Below are 21,681 nucleotides of genomic sequence, written 5' to 3' on the forward strand. Positions count from 1 at the left end.
CCGCGGCCCCTGATGGCATGATGCCGAACAAGCGCTGGTATTGGATTGCGTCAGGCCGGTTGACTGAAGGCCATCGCGCCCGGCATGGCGCTCCAGATGGGTTCACAGCCTGGATTTTAAGGCAGAGTCCATACTGTCATAGATCAAGGAAGCGCCCAGCTTGTCTTGCGAACGGGTTCGGGCTTCAAGCACACCGATCCCCCCTTAGCTCACGCATTCAGGCTATTTGCTCGCGCAAGGCGATCACGGCGGCTTGGGTTCGATTTTTTGCGCCCATCTTGTTACAAATGCCCCGCATGTGCATTTTTACAGTCACCTCAGTCATTTGCAAATCGCGGGCGATTTCCTTGTTCGACTGTCCAGCACAAACTTTGCGAAGTACTTTCAGCTCGTTCTGCGACAACCCAAAATTCATGGCCCCGCCGGCCTCTGCTGTACTGTTTAGGAAGGACGACGGGATAAACACTTCGCCCGAGGCAATAAGGCGGATCGTGTTCAACAGAGACTTGAAAGGGAGTGTTTTGGGAATATACCCTCTCGCTCCCTGCTCCAGTGCATCTTTCACATATTCGTCGGTTGTGCTTCCCGAAAAAACAACAATTGCAGTTTCTGGGAATTTTCTGACAAGAGCTCCGAGGCTGCTTATGCCGTCCATGCCAGGCATCTTCACATCCAGCAGGACAACGTCAAAAGCTTTGTTTGCGCTCAAAGCTTCAAGTGCTTCGGGGTAGCTTGATACTGCGGTTATATCGAAATCAGGCTGGGCGTCGATGAACGCACCGATCATGTCGCGCACCAGTTGGTGATCATCCGCAATGAGAATTGAAATACTCGCATTGTGTGGAAAATCGAACATAGCAGCGCTCATTTCTTCAACCTTTCTTGCATTTTCAACCGCTATCTAAATGGGAGCTAAGATTGAAGATAGGCCGAAAATTTTCTCATTAGCCCAAAAGATTTTATCTCTAGGCTTGATTTTGTATCTAAAGATATCTTTAGATTCTTTCGGCAACTATGCAACAAGGCGGAGTATCTTTGCATAATCCTTACGGGGAGACATCACGATGACGGCACGCCCCAGAAATAAGGCACGTGAAACGGTCAACGCCGCGCGGCGCTCGCTTGTGTTGTCGGCACCGCTTCTGATCTTGTCCGGCCACTTACTGCGCGCGCAAGAAACGCCCTTACCCCAACCGGTAGGGCCAGTGACACTGACGATAGACGGCGACATTTCCATCACGAATGGGGGCGGCACTGCGGTATTTGATGACGCAATGCTTGGCGATCTGCCCAGCGTTTCGTTTGAAACCTCGACTGTCTGGACCGATAGCATCAGTACATTTTCAGGGCCGACGCTACGCAGCGTTCTTGACCGTGTCGGAGCAGGGCCGGGCAACATCACCGCCATGGCCATAAACAAATATGAAGCAAGCATTTCGCAAGAATATATTCTTGATAACGCACCCATTATTGCCAACCGTCTGGACGGGGCACCGTTTGGACTCCGTCAAAAAGGCCCCTTGTGGGTCATATTTCCATACGATTCCGATATTACCTTTCGTACCAAAAAAATTTACGCGATGAGCATCTGGCAGTTGGAAAAGCTCACTGTTACCACAGGCTGATCCATGTTTGAGCATACAAGACGTGCGAAATGGTACGACAAAATGGTGCCGAACTGGGCTATTGTAACATGCCTAGTTTTGGTCCCTTTGATGCTAATTTTTCTAGGTTTTTATTATAGCAATCTGAAAAATACGGCAGATGACTTTAAGTATGTAAGGTCTGACAATGGTGCCTGGCCGATTACCCAACTCGAAGTAGACTATCAAAATTTGCGGCTGTCATTGGCACGCGATTTGGCAAATTCGCGCGCCGGAAAAGCCGTTAGCCCAGAAGCAATCAAGCGATCGTTTGACATTTATTATAGCAGGCTGAACGTAAATCGCGCGCTTTATGGGTCGGATTCAAAAGGCCAAGACCACAAGACGCGCTCTATTCTTGAGCGGCTTACAGACCATAGAGATGCCCTTGCGCTCCAGATTGATACGCTAGAGACGCTGAGCGAGACTAATTTAGCGGAGCTTCTGGCACAGGCTGACATCGTAGAAGATGATATACGCAGATACTCGACAATGTCCTTGGCTTTGCTTGTCCAAGAGGCCACCCACGAACGCGATACAATGCTCACGATCATATTTCGCCATGCTGAGCTTCTCTATCTGGTGGTCGCGTTACTTATGGTCAAAATGGCCCTTACCACGCTTGTATACCAGCGTTTAAAAAGCAAGGTGGTGGTCACTGAGCGCACGGCAGAAAGCCTTCAAGGGGTGATCGACGCGTCCCAAGATGCAGTGGTGATCACAAGTGCAAGTGGTCACATTGCGGCTTATAATGCAGCTGCCGAAACCATCTTTGGGTACACGGCAACCGAAGCAATTGGCGCGAAAATGGAAGAGCTCTTCATTCCAGCGCGAACGAGAAACGCACATCTGGAGTGCATAAAGACCTACCTTGAAACGGGCCAAAGCAAGTGGATCAATTCGGGCCGCCATATAATGGCAGTCTGCGATAAAGCCGGCCGCGAATTTTCGGTGGAAGTCACTATTGCCTCAAGCAGGGGCGACCAAGACGAGAAGATCTTTATCAGTGTGTTAAGGGACATATCCCCGCGGATCAATGCCGAAGAAAAGTTGCGCCGCACGGCCGAGATTGCCAAGCGAGACGCAATGGCCAAGCAGCAGTTTCTGGCCGTCATGAGCCACGAAATGCGAACGCCTTTGCAGGGTGTGCTTGCAACGTTCGATCTGTTAGAAACTGACATGACCACACCGGATCAGAAAGACCTTCTAACGCTTGGAAAACGCTCGGGCATGAAGGCGTTGGAGCAGATAAACAACACGCTTGAACTGGCGCGCCTCAGTGACTGCCGTGTGGTGCGACAAAACAATATTATCTCCCCGACCGGGTTGCTGTTCGGTCTTGTTACACTGCTTGAGCCACTGCTTTTGAAAAATGGTAACAAGATCGTCCTCAAGACGGCTCGGGACGTTCCGGTGCGTGTGCTGGGCAACCAATGCCTATTCACATCAGTCTTCGATAACCTTCTGGCAAACGCCAATAAATTCACAAAAATGGCCAAATCACCGTTTGCGTTGATATGGTCGAGATCGACGGCAAGGCAGATGTTCAAATTGCCGTCAAAGATACAGGCATCGGGATTGACCCCGCAAAGCTGACCAGCATCTTTGACGATTTCTCGACCGGAGACGCTGGCTATGCCCGTGTTTCTGAAGGAACAGGCCTTGGGCTAGGGATCGTCAAACGGGCCGCCGAAAAAATGGGTGGGGAAATCACGGTTGAAAGCGTTTTGGGGAAAGGGAGTGTCTTTACGTTTCGGTGTCGCTTCGATGCCGCCCCCGACGACGTAAGCGGCCCCGAGCCGGTACCATCGGCCAAAGCAGACGGTAACAAAGCGTCTGAAGTCAAGCCATTGGTGCTTGTGGTGGATGACAATGAGACGAACCGCACTTTGATCGGACATATGCTTAAGCGACTGGGCTGCGACTTTGAGCTGGCTGAAGACGGAATGCAAGCGGTCGAGAAATGCCGCGACACTTCGTATGATTTGATCCTGATGGATGTCAGTATGCCAAAGATGGACGGCTTTGAGGCCGCGTCAGCCATCTATGAAGTCGGTCTGATGCAGGGGTACATGGTATGTCTGACAGCACATGCGTCTGATGAAATCCGCACCGCTGTCCAGCACGCAGGCATGAACGAAATGATGATAAAACCGGTCCGGCTTGAGATGATGCAAGAACTTTTGCAGCGCTCGGTTTTTGCGCGCGATAGACAGGGTGATTGCCAGACGGCTGATACTGTTCACAACCCCATCGACGATCTGATTGAGACTCTCGGCGAGGATAATCTAAGAGATCTAATCGACCAGTTTGTCGATGATACCCGCGCCGAGCTTAGCAGATTACGCGATCTGCTCGTCGCAGGAGATACCTCCGAAGCGGCCACGATCCTGCATAACATCAATGGCAACGCGGGCATGATAGGCGCTCTATCGCTAAGCGCGCTATGTGCCGATCTTGAGGCCGCCGCAACCACAGGAGGGCCAGACTTGACTGTAACCGATCTGGACAAGTGCGATGCCTTGCTGGAGGCGTTTCTCACAGACCTAAGATCGCGGGGCATGGGCAGGCGGCAAAAATCCAGCGCCTGAAGCAAAACGCGGCCCTACATATACCGATCGTCACTACTTGATGCGGTTACAACGTAAGCAAATAAATAGCATTTTAAATTGCAACTGTTGATAAAAGGCGAACGTCATTCAAACTATATTTTCCGAAACGGTCTGCTAACTAAAGGCTTCTGCTGGTACTTTGATTTGCCCGTCATTCAGATCAAAATCGCGGGGTGGACGCCCTATGATATCTTTCAGGGCGTCAAGTTCGATGAAGTGGTCTGCCTGCCGCCGCAGATCATCAGATGCCATCGCGGGGGAAGTTTTGACGGTCGAAACGATAGACACCCGCCGCCCCATGCGCTGCAAACACGCCACAAGAGACCGGAAATCTCCATTTCCCGAAAAAAGAACGACATGGTCAACATGTGGAGCGATTTCGACGGCATCGACGGCCAGCTCCACGTCTATGTTCCCTTTAATCTTTCGCTGACCAGCCCCATCGACGAATTCGCGGGCGGGTTTCGTGTGTACCGAGAAACCATTATATTGCAGCCAGTCCAAAAGAGGTTGAACTGGAACGAAATCATCTTGCTCAAGCAAGGTCGTGTAGTAGCGCAGAGATAAGAGCCGGCCTCTTCGGGCGAACTCGTTGCGCAACAATTTATAGTCAATATCAAAGCCTAGTGCTTTAGACGTCGAAAACAGATTTGGCCCATCAATGAAAATCGCCAGCCGCTCATCTTTATAAAACATGACTTCTCCAATTACGTTTTACTCAAAGCTCAAGGCTACCGGTCATCCCGGTAGACCCTCGGGGTAGGTGCTTCTTGGGAACTGCAGGCACGGCTCCGACTGCGATGGCGTGATCGAGGCAGTCCAATCGCGGTTATTGGCGTCAGCAGCTTGCAGCGCTATCTTCAAACGCTCACTACTTACCGGGGCGCGTAGAGTAACATCACCAACTTGTTTGCGATGTCCACCAAGATCATCATTCAGCACAACCGAAGAGACCATCAGGACCCGCACAGTTGGGAATGAAGTGCGAAACGTCATGAGCGTATCAACTGCCCTATCGACCGAGTCGAACGCATCAATGTTGATGACAATATGGCTGAAGGTATTAGACACTTCGGTCAATTGCGCGATATCTTCGGCACTGCAGGAGGTTGCACAAGATTCTACAGATGCATCACGCAACATCTGCATCATCCTTGTCGCTTCAGTCCGCGTAAAGCCAATAATGCAGGCAGAGCCACGCAAATCGGTTGAGCTTGGGTCCGCGTCCCACTGGTGACTCTTAGACGATGCATGATCTGAATTGCCCAATCCCAGCCAGCGCACAAGACGGCTCGGCTTTTTGTTGGCGGGATGGGGTGATTTTTCGTCCGCACCAGGAAAAGGAATTACTTTGAAGGCTGTCATGCAATCACCCTTCGATTGAAACAAAAGAAATGCCGGCAGCCACAAGCACATCACGGGCATCGTTGAATTCTAAATACTCAAAGTCATCGGGGTCCGGACAATGCGGCGCGAAGCCTGTCAAAACGCAAACCGCAGCCTCTGGATAGCTTGCGCGCATCGCATTTATTTTTCCTGCCCAATTATCCTGCTCCCAACTTTGCGAATCGAGGATAATCAGTGGAGTTTCGCCCAGATCATGCCGATCGAGGCCGGTGAAAACCGTCAGGCCCAATGCTTGCAAAATAGATCGCCAGCGCGTCAGATCCGAATTAAGGCCACTTAGATAGTAGACGTCCCTATCCTCAATGGCCCAGAAGCCACCGGATACCATAGCACATCGCGCCACCATGGTCTGGGGTACACATTCAGGGTCTGACATATTAGAGGTCGAATGGTCTAACACAGCCTCCTCCAATCTTAGCTCCCAAGGAAAATCTTCTACGGTTATTGAAAACTTAATGTCAATTTGACCTTGTTGAAGCGCACGGAGAACCCCGTCTTAAGTGCGAAAGCGGGCCAACAGATGAGATGGGGTCTACGAAGATTTAAATTTATATCTAACGATACAAGTTTTTATCCTTCTGTTAATCGAGCGGCATTAACAGCTCTACCCTTGGCCAGTACGTGCTTGGCCAAGTCTACGCCTAAAACGCATATTTCTAACTGCCTTAATTTCGTTTTCGTAATGTCGGTGATTTGTGAGCCCTCAATACCTATTAGCTCTTATGGAAACTTTATTTGCGAGATTCTTTTACTGCTCTTTTAGCTGACTTGGCGCAGGCGCGCTCACATGGTCGCTTCGTGTCCACCCGCACCTTGCCCACATAAGCCTCCCTTCAGTCGACATACGCATCCGGGTTAATCCAGGCCTTAAGGCAGATGCCAGAAACCGCTTTACCTCTTCGCTGCTATTATTAGTGAGCGCCTTCTGCGCGTCTTTAAAACTTATACCCTTAAGGTATTTCTATCCCTCCCTCAGCTGGAGAATTCTTAACCGAAAACACTAGCCGTAAAAGAAGACGCTCTCAGGGATAACAACAGGGAATTTAACAAATGACTGAAGAGGTTATTATGTCTTATGACGCCAAGCTTATCTTATGATCATATTTTTCATATAAGCTTTATATAAAAATCAATAAATCAATCTCTCACCCAATGAAGATGCTAATCTTCCATGCGACAATGTTACTGCAAAATATCAGCGGAGAGGCCTCACAATGCGTAGACGGTACGTGCCAATTACCGAAGATCCTAGAGAGGATGCATTTGATTATGATCCAAGCACCTCCGTCGTCGGCTTCTCCGTTCATAGTGACGCCGAGTTTTTTTGTATCTCTGATGACGACAATATTCGCAAGATGAGCAGTTGGTGGATAATTCCACTTCTGTTTTTCAGTATATTAATATGGCTCTTCATTCTTAACGAGGTGTTTTCCTGGCTGCCGTCGTGACCCTCGCGTACGATCGGACAATAGCAAAAGGAGCACTACTTTAAATCTTGGTTTATTGATGGTTGAATGCACTCACAAAGAGACTCATCCTATTCACCAACGGCTTCCTCAAATACCACCCGACCTGGCGGTTTTCCCGCCGTTTCCGGATCGCATTAGACGTAAGCTCAATCGCATTGTCGCTGACCACCACGTAGGGATATCCACGCATCCCAGAGATCCACCCAGTACACGAGTAACATGAGCACCCAAGAGGGGCGTAATCAACCACAGCAGCAGCAAGGTATTCTCGCTTCAGCAGGATATGAGTCCTCGATATCTGGGAAGCATGTCAATGCGATCAAGCGATCTGACGGCGAAGAATATGAAATCCAAACCTGCAAGCTCTCGTTATGAATGAGGACCCCTCAGGAGCCGGTCATCCCAAATCTTGCGGGGCAAGCAAACTTTTCAAGCCTGCGCCATACAATGCCCCCCAACACAACCAGACCTTTTTTCTTAGCGCGTTGCCGGAGCCTCCGGATCTTAACGTTAAACGCAAAAAGCACCCCACGGGGCTCTAGGCCTTGATATATTGCATTATTGCTGGTGACCGAAGGGCGCGCACCGTTGCTCACCCATTATTTTTTTCAATTTCGACAATTTCCCAAAGTGGCCCTGCTCAAAGATCTAAACCCGTTTCCTTGGCGGCCTCGAACTGCGACAGGAAAACCTGTCCTGTCAACTGCTCCAGAAAATGCCCTCGCTTCAGGCGGTCCATCACCGGGCCTTTGACTTCGGAGAGGTGCAGCTGGACATCCATTTCGCGCAGCCGCTCGTTGATCGCCTCGAGCGACTCTAGTGCGCTCAGGTCGATTTCGTTGATTGCGGAGCATTGCAGGATCACATGGCGGATATTTTTATCACCCGCCACGCGGTTGTGGATTTTATCCTCGAGGAAGCGGGCATTCGCAAAATAAAGGCTTTCATCCACGCGCAACGTCACAATGGTTGGATCAGTGATCACATCGTGGCGCAGGATATTGCGATAGTGCTCTGTACCAGGAACTTGTCCGACTTCGGCGATGTGGGGCTTGGATGATTTATAGAGATGCAGCAAGATCGACAAGCCGACACCCGCCGACACACCCGCCTCTACGCCCAGCGCGAGGGTCATCAGGATCGTAGCGAGGACTGCCGAAAAGTCAGCCTTGGAATAGGCCCAGCTGCGTTTCAGAATTGAGAAGTCCACAAGGCTGAGGACGGCGACGATGATAGTGGCAGCCAAAGTCGCTTTGGGCAGAAAGAAGATCAAAGGCGTGAGAGCAAGCGCCGCAATCGCCAAGCCGATAGCAGTGAATGCGCCTGCGGCGGGGGTCTCGGCACCCGCGTCAAAGTTCACGACCGACCGTGAGAAGCCGCCAGTCACCGGAAAGCCGCCCGTCAGGGACGCGCCGATATTTGCGGTACCAAGGCCAATCAATTCCTGATCCGGATCAATCCGCTGCCGTTTCTTGGCCGCAAGGGTTTGTGCCACCGAAATGGATTCTACAAAACCAATGATCGAAATCAGAAACGCGGGTAAAAGAAGTTGCCCCAACAGATCTGGAGAAAACGACGGGAGCGTCAGAGGCGGCAGGCTTTGCGGGACCTCCCCGACGATTGCGACACCGTTATCGGCGAGACCGAGGCCCCAGACAGCAAGGGTCGTGGCAACGACGACAAAGACAGGGCCGATCTTCACCAAAATACCAGTCAGGCCGGACGGTACGCCGAGGCGAACAAGCAACGGCTTCAAACCTTTGCGCACCCAGAACAGAAACCCTGTAGCAAGCACGCCGATGATCGCAGTGATCCAGTTGACCTCAGACAGGTGCGCACCAAGGGAAAGGATCAGCTCCAACAGATTATGCCCATGCGCATCAATCCCGAGGATATGTTTTAACTGGCTGACGGCGATGATGATGCCAGACGCGGTGATAAAACCTGCGATCACCGGATGCGACAGGAAATTCGCGATAAACCCGAGGCGAAACAGCCCCATGGCCAATAGCATAACGCCCGATAAGCCTGCCAGTGACAGGGCGGCAATTACATAGCCCATAGTGCCCTGTTCGACAATATTGTTCAGCGCTGCGGCGGTCATCAGGGATACGACGGCGACGGGGCCGACCGCCAGTGCGCGGCTGGTTCCGAACACCGCATAAAGCATAATTGGGACGATGGACGCGTAGAGCCCTGCCTCCGGTGGGAGACCGGCGAGCAGGGCGTAAGCGAGCGATTGCGGGATCAACATGATCGTCACGATCAAGGCGGCGACAAGGTCACCCGACAATGCAGAACGATTGTAGTCTCGCCCCCACTTGAGGATGGGCAGATACCGCGCCAGATCGTTTTTCATTCGGTTCTCAGATGCTTAGGGCCCTCTGCAACACGTGCAAAAGACAAGGTTTGCGTCAGTTAGCAGTGAGTTTCTCTGGCTTGGCCATCCACTCGCGCCCCTTTAGCATGCCTTTCCAATAGATCGGTGGCAGCATCTTTTCCTTGAGGAACCACGCCGCGCGGCTGGGTTTTGTCCCGTCGATGACAGCCTTGGGAAAGCTGGGCAGTATCACGCCACCATAACCGAACTCGGCCAGAACAATCTTGCCGCGCTCAACCGTTAGCGGGCAAGACCCATAGCCATTGTATTGCGCGGAAGGTGCTTTGCCTCGGATATCGTTGATGATGTTTTCGGCGACGACGGGTGCCTGTATCCGGGCGGCAGCCATCGTTTTGGCGTTTGGCGCATTCATCACATCGCCCAGCGACCAGATATTGTCATAGGTCTTGTGGCGCAGGGTCGTCTGATCGACGTCGATCCAACCCGCCGCATCCGCAAGGGGCGAGACGCGGATAAAATCGGGTGCAGTTTGCGGCGGACACACGTGCATCATGTCGAATTCCATCTCGATGCGCTCAACAGCAGTGTCGGGCTTGGCCACATCGAACCACGCTTTTTTCGCCGCGCCATCAACGGCCACCAGATTGTGGAAAAAGTTCAGATGCGCGCCGTATTTTTTGACGTATTCCATCAAGGCAGGCACATAGTCTTTGACCCCGAACAACACGCCGCCCGCGTTGTTGAATTGAATGTCGACGTCTTTCAAAACACCACGCCGATGCCACGCGTCACCAGACAAATACATCGCCTTTTGTGGCGCACCGGCGCATTTGATCGGCATCGGGGGCTGCGTGAAGATTGCGCGGCCTTGCTTCATGCGCTCAACCAACTGCCATGTATAAGGGGCCAGATCATAGCGGTAGTTGGAGGTGACACCGTTATGGCCAAGCGTCTCGACAAGGCCTTCGACCTTGTTCCAATCCAGCTTGATGCCCGGACAGACGATCAGGCGGTCATATTTCACGACGCGGCACCCGTCGAGGATCACAGCGTTGTTTTCAGGCTCGAAAGCGGCAACAGCGGATTTGATCCAATGCACGCCTTTCGGGATCAACGACCCCATAGTGCGCGCAGTTTGCTCAGCATTGAAAATGCCGCCGCCCACCATTGTCCAACCGGGTTGGTAATAATGGATGTCCGCCGGATCAATGATCGCGATCTCAAGGCCCGGTTTGCGTGATTTCAGGCTGGCCGCGGCGGCAATGCCCCCTGCACCCGCGCCGACAATCACAACTGCGTAGCTTGCATCGCCGGTGTCAGTTGGTGTTTTGCCACCATTGACGATCCGGCGCACAACACCGACCATATCATATCCTGCGGCCTTGGTCGCCGCGAGTATATCGGCAAGGCTGCGCTGCTCGGATTGAGCCAACGACCAAAGCGTGGCCGAGCGTGTGCCGGTACGGCAATAGGCCAGCACTGGGCCGGGCAATTCAGTGAGAGCTGCGTCGAACGCGGTCGCGTCTTCGTCTCTCACCTTGCCAGACACGATTGGAAGGAAGGACGCTTCCAGACCGAGCTCACGTGCGGCCTTTGCGATTTCATCAAAGTTGGGTTGATCGACCCCTTCCCCGTCTGGACGGTTGCAAATAATGGCGCGAAATCCCGCGTCCTTGATCGCTTTGAGATCGTCAGGCATGATCTGCGCGCTGACTGAAAGGCCAGCCGTGAGTGCTTTGGTTTCCATAGTCGGTTTTCCCTTTAGATACCGTTGACCGGTACTTTCAGCATTTTGTTTCCATCGGCATCTGTCGGAATTTCGCCCGCCCGCATGTTCACCTGCAAAGACGGGATGATCAGTTTGGGCATGTCGAGGGTTGCATCACGCTCGGTTCGAAACTTGATGAAATCTTCGCGGGTTTTGCTGCCACCCACGTGGATGTTATCGGCTTTTTGGGCTGCCACGGTGGTTTCCCACTCTATCGCGCGGCCGTTGGGGCCATAGTCGTGGCACATGAACAGGCGCGTCTCGTCAGGCAGTGAGAGAACCTTCATAATGCTGTCATAGAGCTCGCTCGCACTACCGCCGGGGAAATCACACCGCGCCGACCCGCCGTCGGGCATAAACAATGTATCGCCCGCAAAGGCAGCATCGCCCACCACATGCACCATGCACGCCGGGGTATGGCCGGGCGTATACATCGCAAAGGCTTGCATTCCGCCAATCATATAGGTGTCGCCATCCTTGAACAGCGCGTCAAATTGGGACCCATCCCGCTGAAATTCGGTGCCTTCGTTGAAGACTTTTCCGAAGGTTTCCTGAACCACCAAGATTTTCTCACCAACGCCGATTTTACCGCCCAGCTTGTCCTGAATATAAGGGGCGGCACTTAGATGGTCGGCGTGAACATGGGTCTCGATAATCCAGTCCAACATCAGGCCACGCGACTGAATTTCAGCTATCAGCCGATCGGCAGCCTCATAGGTGATCCGGCCCGCCGCGTAATCAATATCCATGACGCTGTCGATGATCGCACAATGAGCACTGTTCGGGTCTTTCACGATATAAGTGATCGTGTTGGTCGCCTCGTCGAAATGGGCGGAAACGTCGGGTTTAACGGACATATTAACTGGATAGGTCATCTGGGTTTCTCCTTCGGTTTAAGCTTGGGCGCTTGCGCGTTTGGTAAGTGTCGCCTGCAAGACCTTGGCAACACAGATGCCCACGATCAGTGCTGCGACAAAAATGAAAACTTGGCTGTGGCCTGTGCCGAGCGCGGGCAGCGCGCCACCGGGGCAAAAGCCTGCGATGCCCCAGCCGATACCGAACAGGGCCGATCCACAGATCAACATCGGGTCAAGATCGCGCCGCGTGGGCAGTTGAAAGCTGGCGGACATCATGGGCGCAGGGCGCTTCAGAACGAAACGGTAGCCTAGTGCCGTCACGATCAATGCGCCGCCCATGACGAATGCAAGGCTTGGGTCCCACGTACCCGCGACGTCGAAAAAGTTGATGACTTTGGCCGGATTGGCCATGCCGGAGACCGCAATACCCACACCAAAGATCAGGCCGATAAAGTACGTAAGGATCAATCGCATCGGTCAGGCCCCCAGAATATGGCGGATCACGTAAACCGTGAGCCCCATGGTGATCATAAAGGTGAGGGTCGCCGCGATGGAGCGGGGTGACAGGCGTGCCATGCCGCACACCCCGTGACCGGACGTGCAGCCCGCCCCGAACGTCACACCAATCCCGACGATAAACCCGCCGATGACCAGCATGGTGGTCGACACCGGCACCTGCACTGCAGGCATTTGACCTGTAAGGACCAGCACCACTGCCGGCCCCGAAATCATGCCCGCCAAAACCGCCGCGCGCCACGACCAGTCAAGCAGACTTACCGGTTGTAACAGACCCGCCAGAATTCCGGTGGCCCCCATGACGCGCCCCAGCGTGACCATCAAGAGAACCGCCGCGAGGCCAATCAAGGCCCCGCCACCAAGCGATTGAAACAGTGTGAATGCAGTCTCAAACATTACAGCTTGCAGGTGCGGATGCCAAAGATGCGGTACATCGGGCAGAATTTCATGGCGGATGTGCCAATCATGACAAAGCCGACGATGACGCTGATGATCGTTGCTGCGCCGCCCTCAAACACACCAAAGCCACTCATGAAGGGGGCAGCCAGCAAAACGATGCCAAGGACAAGCCGAAGTACACGGTCGATTTTTCCAAGATTCGCAGTCATTTTTGTATCTCCTGTTTAAGCTATATTCAGGATAGTTCTTTGAGGGACATACTCTTGGTGACATTGTCACCAAACATTCAAAAATTATGAGGCGTTGTGATCTGCCAGTTGCTGAAGCTGCATACGGTCCAGCAGGCTGACGCTACCGCGGGCTTGTGCGATCCATCCACGCCGCTGGAATTCCTGCAACTGGCGCGAGATAACTTCGCGTGCCGTGCCAAGTTCGACCGAGAGCTTCTGGTGTGTCGTGGCTACCATATCCGCACCGCCTGAAAGTTTGATAAGTTTGTCGGCAAGGCGCACATCGAGACGCTGAAACGCGACCTCGTCGATCATCAAAAACAGGTCTGTGATCCTCTTGGAAAACGCAGCAAATACGAAATCTCGAAACGGTTTTGACCCTGACACCAGATCATCAAATACTCCGCGTGGAATGGCAGCGGCGTCGACGGGTGTTTCCGTAATGCCCTCAGCCGAGTAAGCATCATAAGCCAGCAAACACGCCGTGGTCAGCACACAGCTTTGCCCCGCCTCGATCCGGTAGAGGACGATTTCGTGCCCTGTGTCGGACACTTGTTGCACACGCACAGTTCCATCCAAAAGGAACAACATATTTTCCGGTGAATTGCCGGGGCCAAAGATAGTCGTGTCTTTAGGGACTGTCACAATCGTGCTACGCGTCAAAAGGAGTTGCTTGGTGGGCGCATCAAGCCGCGATAACCCGGGAAACCACTCAACCCATTGCGCCTTATCCGTCATTGCGCCACTTTCTCAAATCTCGGCACTTCCAAAGGTGCAATGCGATCCATCAACTGAGCCCGATTGGCGGCAATGTCGGCAACTGTCAGATCATCCAGCACGGCCATGAAGGCGGCTGTCGCTTCTTGCACCTTCTTTGACAAAACGCAGATACCAATCAGCGGGCAGGTGTTCTTTTCAGGATTGAAACACTCGACCACATCCAGTGGGCCCTCGGTAATACGCACCACATCACCGATCACAATCTCATCCGCCGGACGGGCAAGACGGAATCCGCCATTACGCCCCCGAACGGTTTCCAGATATCCGGCCCGGCCCAACTCGTGGACGATCTTCATGATGTGGGGGCGCGACAGATTATGGATTTTCGCCACATCATCAATCCGCACAAGGTTGGGCGACTTCAGAGCTGCAAGCTGCAAAGAGCGCATAGCGTAGTTCGTGTAGCTTGTCAGTTTCATACATGTATCCTCTGCCCCAATCAAAGATACATTAAAAGTATTGCTTTTGCAAACACCTTCACTTAACAGGTCCTCTATAAAACCACTATTTCAAATGTAGGATATGTGAAAATGAGCCTTCGAATCGGCGATACCGCCCCCGACTTCCATGCGGACACCACCACTGGCCCTATTCAATTTCATGATTGGATCGGCGCAGATTGGGCATTCTTCTTTAGCCACCCCGCAGATTTTACACCTGTTTGCACAACAGAAATGGGCCGGACCGCACAACTCGCTGAACAGTTTGCCGCGCGCGGAGTCAAGCCAATTGGCCTGTCAACCGACACTGTGGCCGAGCATGTAAAATGGATCGCGGATGTGAACGACACGCAGAACACAAACCTTGTGTTCCCGATTGTCGCCGACGCTGATCTGGGCATCGCCAAGCTCTATGACATGATCCACCCCAGCGAGAGCGAGACTGCCGCAGTGCGCTCGGTCTTCATCATTGATCCCAATAAAAAGATCCGCCTGACAATGACCTACCCAATGAGCGTGGGCCGTAATTTTGACGAAATCCTGCGGGTTATTGATGCATTGCAAACAAGCGACACACGCCACATTGCAACGCCCGCAGATTGGGTGCCGGGACAAGATGTCATCATCCCTCCATCAATCAGCGATGCAGATGCAAAAGCTGCATTCCCACAAGGTTTTCGAACCATCCGCCCATATTTGCGCACCGTAAAACTCTAACTCAACCATTCCTTATCGGATGGAGGCATCCATGTTCGACAGCTTCACCGCAGAGACTTTGGCACGCATGCAATTTGCATTTACAGTGTCGTTTCATATCATCTTCCCTGCGTTTTCGATCGGTCTTGCCAGCTACCTCGCGGTGCTGAACGGGCTGTGGTTGAAAACACGGGACGAGACGTATCTGGCGCTGTTCAATTACTGGAAGAAAATCTTTGCCGTGGCGTTCGGCATGGGTGTCGTTTCGGGCATTGTGATGTCCTATCAATTCGGCACCAACTGGTCCGTCTTCTCGGATAAAACAGGACCAATCCTTGGGCCACTCATGGCCTATGAAGTTCTGTCGGCCTTCTTCCTTGAGGCAGGATTTCTGGGCATCATGCTGTTCGGTCGCGCGCGTGTGGGTGACAGGCTGCATATGTTTGCCACCGCAATGGTGGCCTTTGGTACGCTTATGTCCGCTACATGGATTTTGTCGGTCAATTCCTGGATGCAAACCCCTGTCGGCTACGGCATCAACGCACTTGGTCAATTCGTGCCCGAGGACTGGTGGCAGATCGTATTTAACCCGTCCTTCCCCTACCGCTTGACCCATATGGTTCTGGCCGCATACCTCACCACCGCGCTCGTTGTGGGCGGTGTCGGCGCGCTGCACCTGTTGCGCCGCAAGGATGACGCGCCGGCACGGCGGATGTTTTCGATGGCGATGTGGATGCTGATCATCGTGGCACCACTCCAAATTCTGGCAGGCGATTTCCACGGCATCAATACGCTGGAACACCAACCCGCAAAAGTCATGGCGATGGAAGGGCACTATGATAGCCACCCCGATGGCGCGCCACTCATCCTGTTTGGTATTCCAAACGCCAAGGACAAGCGCATTGATTACGCGATCGAGATTCCAAATCTCTCCAGCCTCGTCCTGAAACACGACTGGAACGCGCCGCTTGATGGCCTCGACACGGTCCCCGACGCAGATGAGCCGCCCGTCGCAATCGTTTTCTGGAGCTTTCGTGTCATGGTTGGCCTCGGCTTTGCCATGCTGGGCCTTGGCGCATGGAGCCTTTGGCGCCGCATACGCGGGCGGCTTTACGAGGATCGCTGGCTCCACCGCGCCGCAATCGCGATGGGACCGATGGGCTTTGTGGCCGTCCTCGCAGGCTGGATCACAACAGAGGTCGGGCGCCAGCCGTTTACTGTCTACGGCCTGCTGCGCACATCAGACAGCCTCGCGCCCGTTGCGGCCCCCGCTGTCGCCGCATCGCTGATTGCATTCATCGTCGTCTACTTCTTCGTGTTTGGTGCAGGCACGTTCTATCTACTGCGCATGATGAATGCTGCTGTTGGAATCCCTGACCCCGTGCTCAAGGACGGCCCGATCAGAACCGCAGGCATCACGCCAATCATGCAAACCAGCCCTGATGCAACCCCCGGCGAATAAGGAGCCATACAATGTTTGAACTTTCATTTATTTGGGCTGGGATCATCGCATTTGCAGTTCTGACTTATGTGATCCTCGATGGATTTGACCTTGGGGTCGGCATCCTTTTCCCGCTCGCTGACGGAGAGCGGGAAAAGGCCACCATGATGAACTCGATCGCCCCAATCTGGGACGGCAACGAGACCTGGTTGGTACTGGGCGGAGGGGGCCTGTTTGCCGTCTTCCCACTGGCCTATGCGGTCATCATGCCCGCACTTTACATGCCAGTCATCCTGATGCTCCTGGCGCTGATTTTCCGTGGCGTTGCATTCGAATACCGTTGGCGGACAGAGCGCTGGAAGCCCGTCTGGGATGTAGCGTTTTTCGGTGGTTCACTCGTTGCAGCGTTCATGCAGGGCATCGCGCTGGGCGCACTGGTGCAGGGGATCGAAGTTGCGGACCGCGCGTATGCGGGGGGCTGGTGGGACTGGTTGAGTGTGTTTTCCTTACTGACCGGCGTGGCCGTCATCGTCGGATATGCCCTGCTTGGTTCAACGTGGATCATCCTGAAAACCGAAGGCCCTTTGCAACGTCGGATGCAAAACTATGCATGGTATCTTGGGGCGGGCACGCTGGTCTTTATCGCCCTTGTCAGCCTCCTCACCCCGCTTCAGGACCCCGAGTATTTTCAACGCTGGCTGAACCTTCCCGGTAGTATCTTGAGCGTTCTTATGCCCGGAGCCGTTATCGCGGCCGCATGGGCGCTGTTCACCGGGCTGAATGCAGGCAAAGACGGGCAGCCGTTTCTCGCAGCACTCAGCATATTCGTGCTGTGTTTTATCGGGATCGGCATCAGTTTCTATCCCAATATTGTGCCCCCGAGCCTCACCATCAAAGAGGCTGCCGCCCCGGATGAGAGCCTTTGGTTTGCACTGGTCGGAACACTCGTTCTGGTCCCCATGATCCTTGCCTATACCGCCTACGCCTACTGGGTCTTTCGCGGCAAAATCGATCCCGAAGAGGGGTATCATTGATGGCTTATACAACGGTGCGAAAACTCGGATGGTTCATTGCAATCTGGCTCGCAAGCATCGCAACCCTCGGGGTCGTCGCCTATGCAATCCGATGGGCCATTCACACCTGATTTCTTCAACCCAACCAAGGAGTATAACATGCGTATCTTGAGAACTTTTGCAGCCGCGGCACTGTCGCTCGGCATCACAAGCGCGGCTCATGCGGAGGATCCCAACAAACTGATCACGATCCTGACCTCGGCGGAGCCACAAACACAATTGATGGCGATGGTCCTCACGATGAACGCCATAAACGCGGGCGCAGAGGCAAAGATATTACTCTGCGGTCCAGCCGGTGACATCGCACTCGCCGACGCGCCCGCCTCCGCGACAGCAGGCCAGCCCCCCAAAGACGCCAGTCCGCAAGGTTTGATGAAAATGCTGATGGCTCAAAAGAACCTGAAGGTTCAGGTTTGTGCGATCTATCTACCCGGCAAAGGCGTAGATGCTTCTGTGCTTATTGAAGGTGTCACCGCTGCCGCGCCGGACGCAATGGGGGCCGATATTGTGAGCGCCAACACAACGATCATGAGCTTCTAACGAATTTGGGCGCGCTGACCTGCTCCCCTTAAAAATCTGGTACTTTGAGTCAGCTTGTTGTCGAACGAGGAGACAGACGATGAAGAGAAGCCGTTTTAGTGAAGAGCAGATCACTGGGATATTGAGGGAGCATCAGGCGGCGCTTGGTGCAAAGGAGCTGTGCCGCAAGCATGGCATCAGCGATGTAACCTTTTACAAATGGCGGTCCAAGTATGGCGGCATGGAAGTGTCCTATGCGAGGAATCTGAAGGTTCTTGAGGCGGAGAATGCCAAGCTGAAGACGTTGCTGGCTGAGCACATGATGCACTGCACGGCAGGGTATCGCGTAGCGATATCTCGAGAGTGGATGTGTCGACGTTGAAAGAGATACTGGGGAAAAATTTTGAGGCCCAGATCGCGACGCGATGCTGCGGCCTGAGCCGTGAAAGAAAAGCGATATACCCAAAAGCGAGCCTCTGCATTGGCGGGTATCGATCCGCGTGTTTATCGCCGCACATCCAAGCGCCCTGCGGGCACTGAGCTGCGCAGTCGTTTGAAAGAACTGTCGTCTGAACGGCGGCGATTTGACTATCGCCGTCTGCACATAGTGCTGAAGCGTGAAGGCTAGCAGGTGAACTGGAAGAAGCTGTACCCGATTTATCGCGAAGAAGGCTTGACCGTCCGTAAACGGGGCGGGCGCAAGCGTGCAGTGGGCACCAGAACACCGATGACGATCCCGCAGGGGCCGAAGCAACAGTGGAGCTTAGACTTTGTGTCAGCAGCCTGTCGTGTGGTCGTCGGTTCCGGACCCTGAACGTGATCGACGACTTCCACCGTGAATTGGGCTGGATCGCTGAAATGCGCGGATACCCCTGCATGGTGGCCAGTGGCAACGGCACAGAACTGACTTCGGACGCCATCCTGAAGTGGCAGGAAGACCAAAACCTGAACAGAGCTAACCTAAATCAGCAGACTCAAAGGGGAACAGGTTAAGGGCATTACTGGGGACGACGCGACGCGGCGCATGGGGGTGGTCTCGAGGCAACGCGTCACCTGCAGCCTCACAAGAAAGCGCAGCTATGACCGATGGATCAGAAGCTGCCGCTGACAGGATGGCCGAGACATCGCCAGTGTCTTGATCGGGGAACGCCTCAGCCGACAGTTGCGCCAACCTTGCCTTTAATATTTTATGATTGTTCGTTATTTTTGGTTGCGGGAGTAGGATTTGAACCTACGACCTTCAGGTTATGAGTCACCTCTAGGCGTTTTCTACGTGGTTCGCCGGATTGCGCTCATCTACCCTATCTTATTGGAATCGCTCATTCTTCATTGACGCGCGTTGCGCTTGGGTTCTACGCCTTACCCCGTGATTTGCGTTCAAATGCTTCCACTGTGCTTCCACAGATCGGGGCAAGACTGAGGGATAGAGCATGCCAAAGCTGACCAAGCGAAGCGTTGACGGGTTCGCCATCCGCGACAAAGGCTATTTCGAATGGGATAGCGAGATTAAAGGATTTGGCGTCCGTGTCATGCCGTCCGGCACCAAGACCTATCAGGTGCAGTATCGCAAAGGCGGGCGCACACGCCGCGCGTCTATTGGGCGGCATGGCAATATCACCGCCGACCAAGCCCGCAACCGCGCCAAGGAAATCATGGGCGAGCTGTCCAAGGGCGAGAACCCGGTTGAAGAGATCGCCCAGCATCGCCGCGCGCCCACCGTCGCCGCCCTATGCGAGCGGTTTTTCAAAGACCACGTGCAGCACCGCTGCAAAGCCAGCACGCAAAGCGAGTATCGCCGCGCAATTGATCTGTTCATCAATCCGGCGCTTGGCAATTTCAAAGTCGTCGATGTGGAACGCCGTGACGTGTCCGAGCTGCACCACAAAATGCGCGGCAAACCCTATCAGGCCAACCGGGTGCTTGGCGTCCTGTCCAAGATGTTCAATCTAGCGGAGGTCTGGGGCCTGCGTCCGGACGGGTCAAACCCGTGCCGTCACGTGCCAAAATACCGCGAGGAGAAGCGGGAACGGTATCTGAGCCAGTACGAGCTGCAAAACCTCGGGCAAGCGCTGACGGAGGCGGAACGCGACGGATCGGAAACGCCTTACATCGTCGCCGCCTTTCGATTGCTGATTTTGACAGGTTGTCGCTTGGGCGAGATACAAACCCTGCAATGGGGCTTTATCACTGATCAGGGAATGGAGCTGCCAGACACCAAGACCGGTGCGCGGCGCATTCCCTTGCCCAAAGCCGCCAGAGCGGTCCTGAGCGTCCTGCCCCAGCTACCTGACAACCCTTACGTTATCGCGGGCAAGGTGCCGGGCCGCTATGCCACCGACCTACAACACCCGTGGCGGCGCATCCGAGAGCGGGCGGGCCTTGATGATGTGCGCATTCACGATCTGCGCCATACCTACGCATCGAACGCGGTTTCTTCGGGCATGCCGATTCAGATGGTTGGGCGCTTGCTAGGCCACACCCAGATACAGACCACCATGCGTTATGCGCATCTGGCCGATGATCCTGTAAGGCGCGCGGCGGAAGAGAACGCAGACCGATTGAGCAATCTCGTAGGATCAGGATACGTTACAGAACTGGGCCTTCGGGTTGTGAAATAGCTAAGCCGATACCCTACGTATCGTAACGTAGGGAATTGGCCCCTCCAAATGGCCGGAAATATTCCCTAGGCTACGGTAGGAATAGCAGTCAGACAGTGAGGCCACCTTGACCAAGATTTCCGATGAGCAGCTCCTTAGGCTTTGGCGTGCAAGCTACCCACTATGGCAGGCTTGGCTGACGTTTTCAAAAGCTCAAGATCGGCAGAGGTGGAAAGCCCTTATGGAGACCTCTGCGATGGACGCGCTTTCAGAAGGGGCCAAGGCGGTATCAGAAATTGACGCTGATTTTTCCACCAAGATCACACAGGTATTCGCAGGCACTCAGAAAATATTGAGAGAGCGCACAGCCCATCAGACCAAGCTGCAACAGGGCATCTTGAAATTCATTAAAGACGGCCACTTGCACGGTTTTGGCTTCGAGCCGCCAAGAACACTGAACGCGGTCCCGGTCGCTATCCCCAAAAGTGCTTGGTCCGGTCACATCGACTGGGAAAACAACACGCTAACCTTTGAGAGCATAAAGCTTGTAGAGGTGCGGCTCACCACAAACCGCATTCGCAATGAAATCCTAGAGCGTGGGAATGTCGACAAGACGCCCGTCCAGCCACAAGGGCGGCCAACGGTTAGGCACGCCATCGAAGCGGCATTCTACGCTCTAAACGAAGCCGGAAAGGTTGACCCTACAGCGTCCCAAATGTCTCATTACCCGCTGATCAGGGAATGGCTAGAATTGAACCATCCAGACCTGAAAGTACCACCGGCGTACATAAATCCCGAAACTATCAGACTGCATTTCTCTCCTTTTTTCAATGCCTTGAAGAAACCCAATAAACAATAAACAATAAACTCTATGCTATTTTATTGGCATTTTT

Annotated in this window: 22 protein-coding genes and 1 pseudogene; 11 read left to right on the forward strand and 12 right to left on the reverse strand. The window is 53.7% G+C overall.

Annotation, left to right across the window (positions count from 1 at the left end):
- Positions 1 to 217: 217 nt before the first annotated feature.
- Positions 218 to 856: a response regulator gene (locus KUD11_RS03660; protein WP_181375311.1), complete on the reverse strand. Its 639-nt coding sequence runs from the start codon at positions 854 to 856 to the stop codon at positions 218 to 220.
- 208 nt (positions 857 to 1,064) lie between these two features.
- Here KUD11_RS03660 and KUD11_RS03665 point away from each other — a divergent pair, with 208 nt between their 5' ends.
- From KUD11_RS03665 to KUD11_RS03675, 3 genes are read left to right on the forward strand one after another with little or no spacing between them, the layout of a single operon-like run.
- Positions 1,065 to 1,625 carry an oxidoreductase gene (locus KUD11_RS03665; protein WP_109386505.1) on the forward strand — a complete coding sequence of 187 codons (561 nt, stop codon included), beginning with the start codon at positions 1,065 to 1,067 and terminating at the stop codon, positions 1,623 to 1,625.
- Positions 1,626 to 1,628: 3 nt separating this feature from the next.
- Positions 1,629 to 3,239 (forward strand): PAS domain S-box protein, encoded by a 1,611-nt coding sequence (locus tag KUD11_RS03670; RefSeq protein ID WP_224380143.1) that lies wholly within the window; start codon positions 1,629 to 1,631, stop codon positions 3,237 to 3,239.
- Entirely contained in the window at positions 3,161 to 4,234 is a 1,074-nt protein-coding gene (locus KUD11_RS03675; RefSeq protein ID WP_263478804.1) for a response regulator, read from the forward strand. Before KUD11_RS03670 ends, KUD11_RS03675 begins: the two co-directional genes overlap by 79 nt.
- Before the next feature lie 135 nt (positions 4,235 to 4,369).
- On the opposite strand, the gene KUD11_RS03680 is transcribed toward KUD11_RS03675, so the two are convergent.
- From KUD11_RS03680 to KUD11_RS03730, 11 genes are all read right to left on the reverse strand, one after another.
- Complete coding sequence (locus KUD11_RS03680; RefSeq protein WP_109386501.1) at positions 4,370 to 4,951, reverse strand: LabA-like NYN domain-containing protein; 582 nt, start codon at positions 4,949 to 4,951, stop codon at positions 4,370 to 4,372.
- A gap of 42 nt (positions 4,952 to 4,993) precedes the next feature.
- Entirely contained in the window at positions 4,994 to 5,620 is a 627-nt protein-coding gene (locus KUD11_RS03685; protein ID WP_146190859.1) for a hypothetical protein, read from the reverse strand.
- A 4-nt stretch (positions 5,621 to 5,624) separates the two neighbouring features.
- On the reverse strand, positions 5,625 to 6,038 hold the full coding sequence (locus tag KUD11_RS03690) for a hypothetical protein (RefSeq protein ID WP_146190858.1): 414 nt from the start codon (positions 6,036 to 6,038) through the stop codon (positions 5,625 to 5,627).
- Positions 6,039 to 7,771: 1,733 nt separating this feature from the next.
- Positions 7,772 to 9,490 (reverse strand): SulP family inorganic anion transporter, encoded by a 1,719-nt coding sequence (locus KUD11_RS03695; RefSeq protein WP_109386495.1) that lies wholly within the window; start codon positions 9,488 to 9,490, stop codon positions 7,772 to 7,774.
- 55 nt (positions 9,491 to 9,545) lie between these two features.
- Positions 9,546 to 11,219: a bifunctional protein tyrosine phosphatase family protein/NAD(P)/FAD-dependent oxidoreductase gene (locus KUD11_RS03700; RefSeq protein WP_109386493.1), complete on the reverse strand. Its 1,674-nt coding sequence runs from the start codon at positions 11,217 to 11,219 to the stop codon at positions 9,546 to 9,548.
- Between the two features lie 14 nt (positions 11,220 to 11,233).
- Positions 11,234 to 12,115, reverse strand: a complete 882-nt coding sequence (locus tag KUD11_RS03705; protein WP_109386491.1) for an MBL fold metallo-hydrolase — start codon at positions 12,113 to 12,115, stop codon at positions 11,234 to 11,236.
- A gap of 18 nt (positions 12,116 to 12,133) precedes the next feature.
- Positions 12,134 to 12,571 (reverse strand): DUF6691 family protein, encoded by a 438-nt coding sequence (locus KUD11_RS03710; RefSeq protein ID WP_109386489.1) that lies wholly within the window; start codon positions 12,569 to 12,571, stop codon positions 12,134 to 12,136.
- A gap of 3 nt (positions 12,572 to 12,574) precedes the next feature.
- A complete protein-coding gene (locus tag KUD11_RS03715; protein WP_109386487.1) occupies positions 12,575 to 13,009 on the reverse strand; it encodes a YeeE/YedE family protein in 435 nt (144 codons plus the stop codon).
- Positions 13,009 to 13,221: a YgaP family membrane protein gene (locus tag KUD11_RS03720; protein ID WP_109386485.1), complete on the reverse strand. Its 213-nt coding sequence runs from the start codon at positions 13,219 to 13,221 to the stop codon at positions 13,009 to 13,011. The genes KUD11_RS03715 and KUD11_RS03720 overlap by 1 nt, the downstream gene beginning before the upstream one ends.
- Before the next feature lie 84 nt (positions 13,222 to 13,305).
- On the reverse strand, positions 13,306 to 13,980 hold the full coding sequence (locus tag KUD11_RS03725; RefSeq protein WP_109386483.1) for a Crp/Fnr family transcriptional regulator: 675 nt from the start codon (positions 13,978 to 13,980) through the stop codon (positions 13,306 to 13,308).
- The gene (locus KUD11_RS03730) at positions 13,977 to 14,441 is read right to left on the reverse strand and encodes an RrF2 family transcriptional regulator (protein ID WP_109386481.1); all 465 of its coding nucleotides are present in this window, start codon (positions 14,439 to 14,441) and stop codon (positions 13,977 to 13,979) included. The genes KUD11_RS03725 and KUD11_RS03730 overlap by 4 nt, the downstream gene beginning before the upstream one ends.
- A gap of 111 nt (positions 14,442 to 14,552) precedes the next feature.
- Between KUD11_RS03730 and KUD11_RS03735 the strand changes: the two genes are divergently transcribed.
- The 8 genes and pseudogenes from KUD11_RS03735 to KUD11_RS03770 all read left to right on the forward strand — a co-directional run bounded on the left by KUD11_RS03735 (position 14,553) and on the right by KUD11_RS03770 (position 21,647).
- Positions 14,553 to 15,179 (forward strand): peroxiredoxin, encoded by a 627-nt coding sequence (locus KUD11_RS03735; protein WP_109386479.1) that lies wholly within the window; start codon positions 14,553 to 14,555, stop codon positions 15,177 to 15,179.
- A 31-nt stretch (positions 15,180 to 15,210) separates the two neighbouring features.
- Complete coding sequence (locus KUD11_RS03740; protein WP_109388267.1) at positions 15,211 to 16,620, forward strand: cytochrome ubiquinol oxidase subunit I; 1,410 nt, start codon at positions 15,211 to 15,213, stop codon at positions 16,618 to 16,620.
- Positions 16,621 to 16,631: 11 nt separating this feature from the next.
- On the forward strand, positions 16,632 to 17,633 hold the full coding sequence (gene cydB, locus KUD11_RS03745) for a cytochrome d ubiquinol oxidase subunit II (RefSeq protein ID WP_109386477.1): 1,002 nt from the start codon (positions 16,632 to 16,634) through the stop codon (positions 17,631 to 17,633).
- Positions 17,633 to 17,743, forward strand: a complete 111-nt coding sequence (locus KUD11_RS03750) for a DUF2474 family protein (protein WP_109386475.1) — start codon at positions 17,633 to 17,635, stop codon at positions 17,741 to 17,743. Before cydB ends, KUD11_RS03750 begins: the two co-directional genes overlap by 1 nt.
- A 28-nt stretch (positions 17,744 to 17,771) precedes the next feature.
- Complete coding sequence (locus tag KUD11_RS03755; RefSeq protein WP_109386473.1) at positions 17,772 to 18,212, forward strand: hypothetical protein; 441 nt, start codon at positions 17,772 to 17,774, stop codon at positions 18,210 to 18,212.
- A gap of 79 nt (positions 18,213 to 18,291) precedes the next feature.
- A pseudogene (locus KUD11_RS03760) lies at positions 18,292 to 19,139 on the forward strand (transposase); the annotation flags it as partial.
- Positions 19,140 to 19,621: 482 nt separating this feature from the next.
- Positions 19,622 to 20,809: a tyrosine-type recombinase/integrase gene (locus tag KUD11_RS03765; protein ID WP_109386471.1), complete on the forward strand. Its 1,188-nt coding sequence runs from the start codon at positions 19,622 to 19,624 to the stop codon at positions 20,807 to 20,809.
- Positions 20,810 to 20,915: 106 nt separating this feature from the next.
- On the forward strand, positions 20,916 to 21,647 hold the full coding sequence (locus KUD11_RS03770) for a hypothetical protein (protein WP_146190857.1): 732 nt from the start codon (positions 20,916 to 20,918) through the stop codon (positions 21,645 to 21,647).
- Positions 21,648 to 21,681: the final 34 nt, after the last annotated feature.

The organism is Roseovarius carneus (assembly GCF_020141465.1).
GTDB classification, from domain to species: Bacteria; Pseudomonadota; Alphaproteobacteria; order Rhodobacterales; family Rhodobacteraceae; genus Roseovarius; species Roseovarius carneus.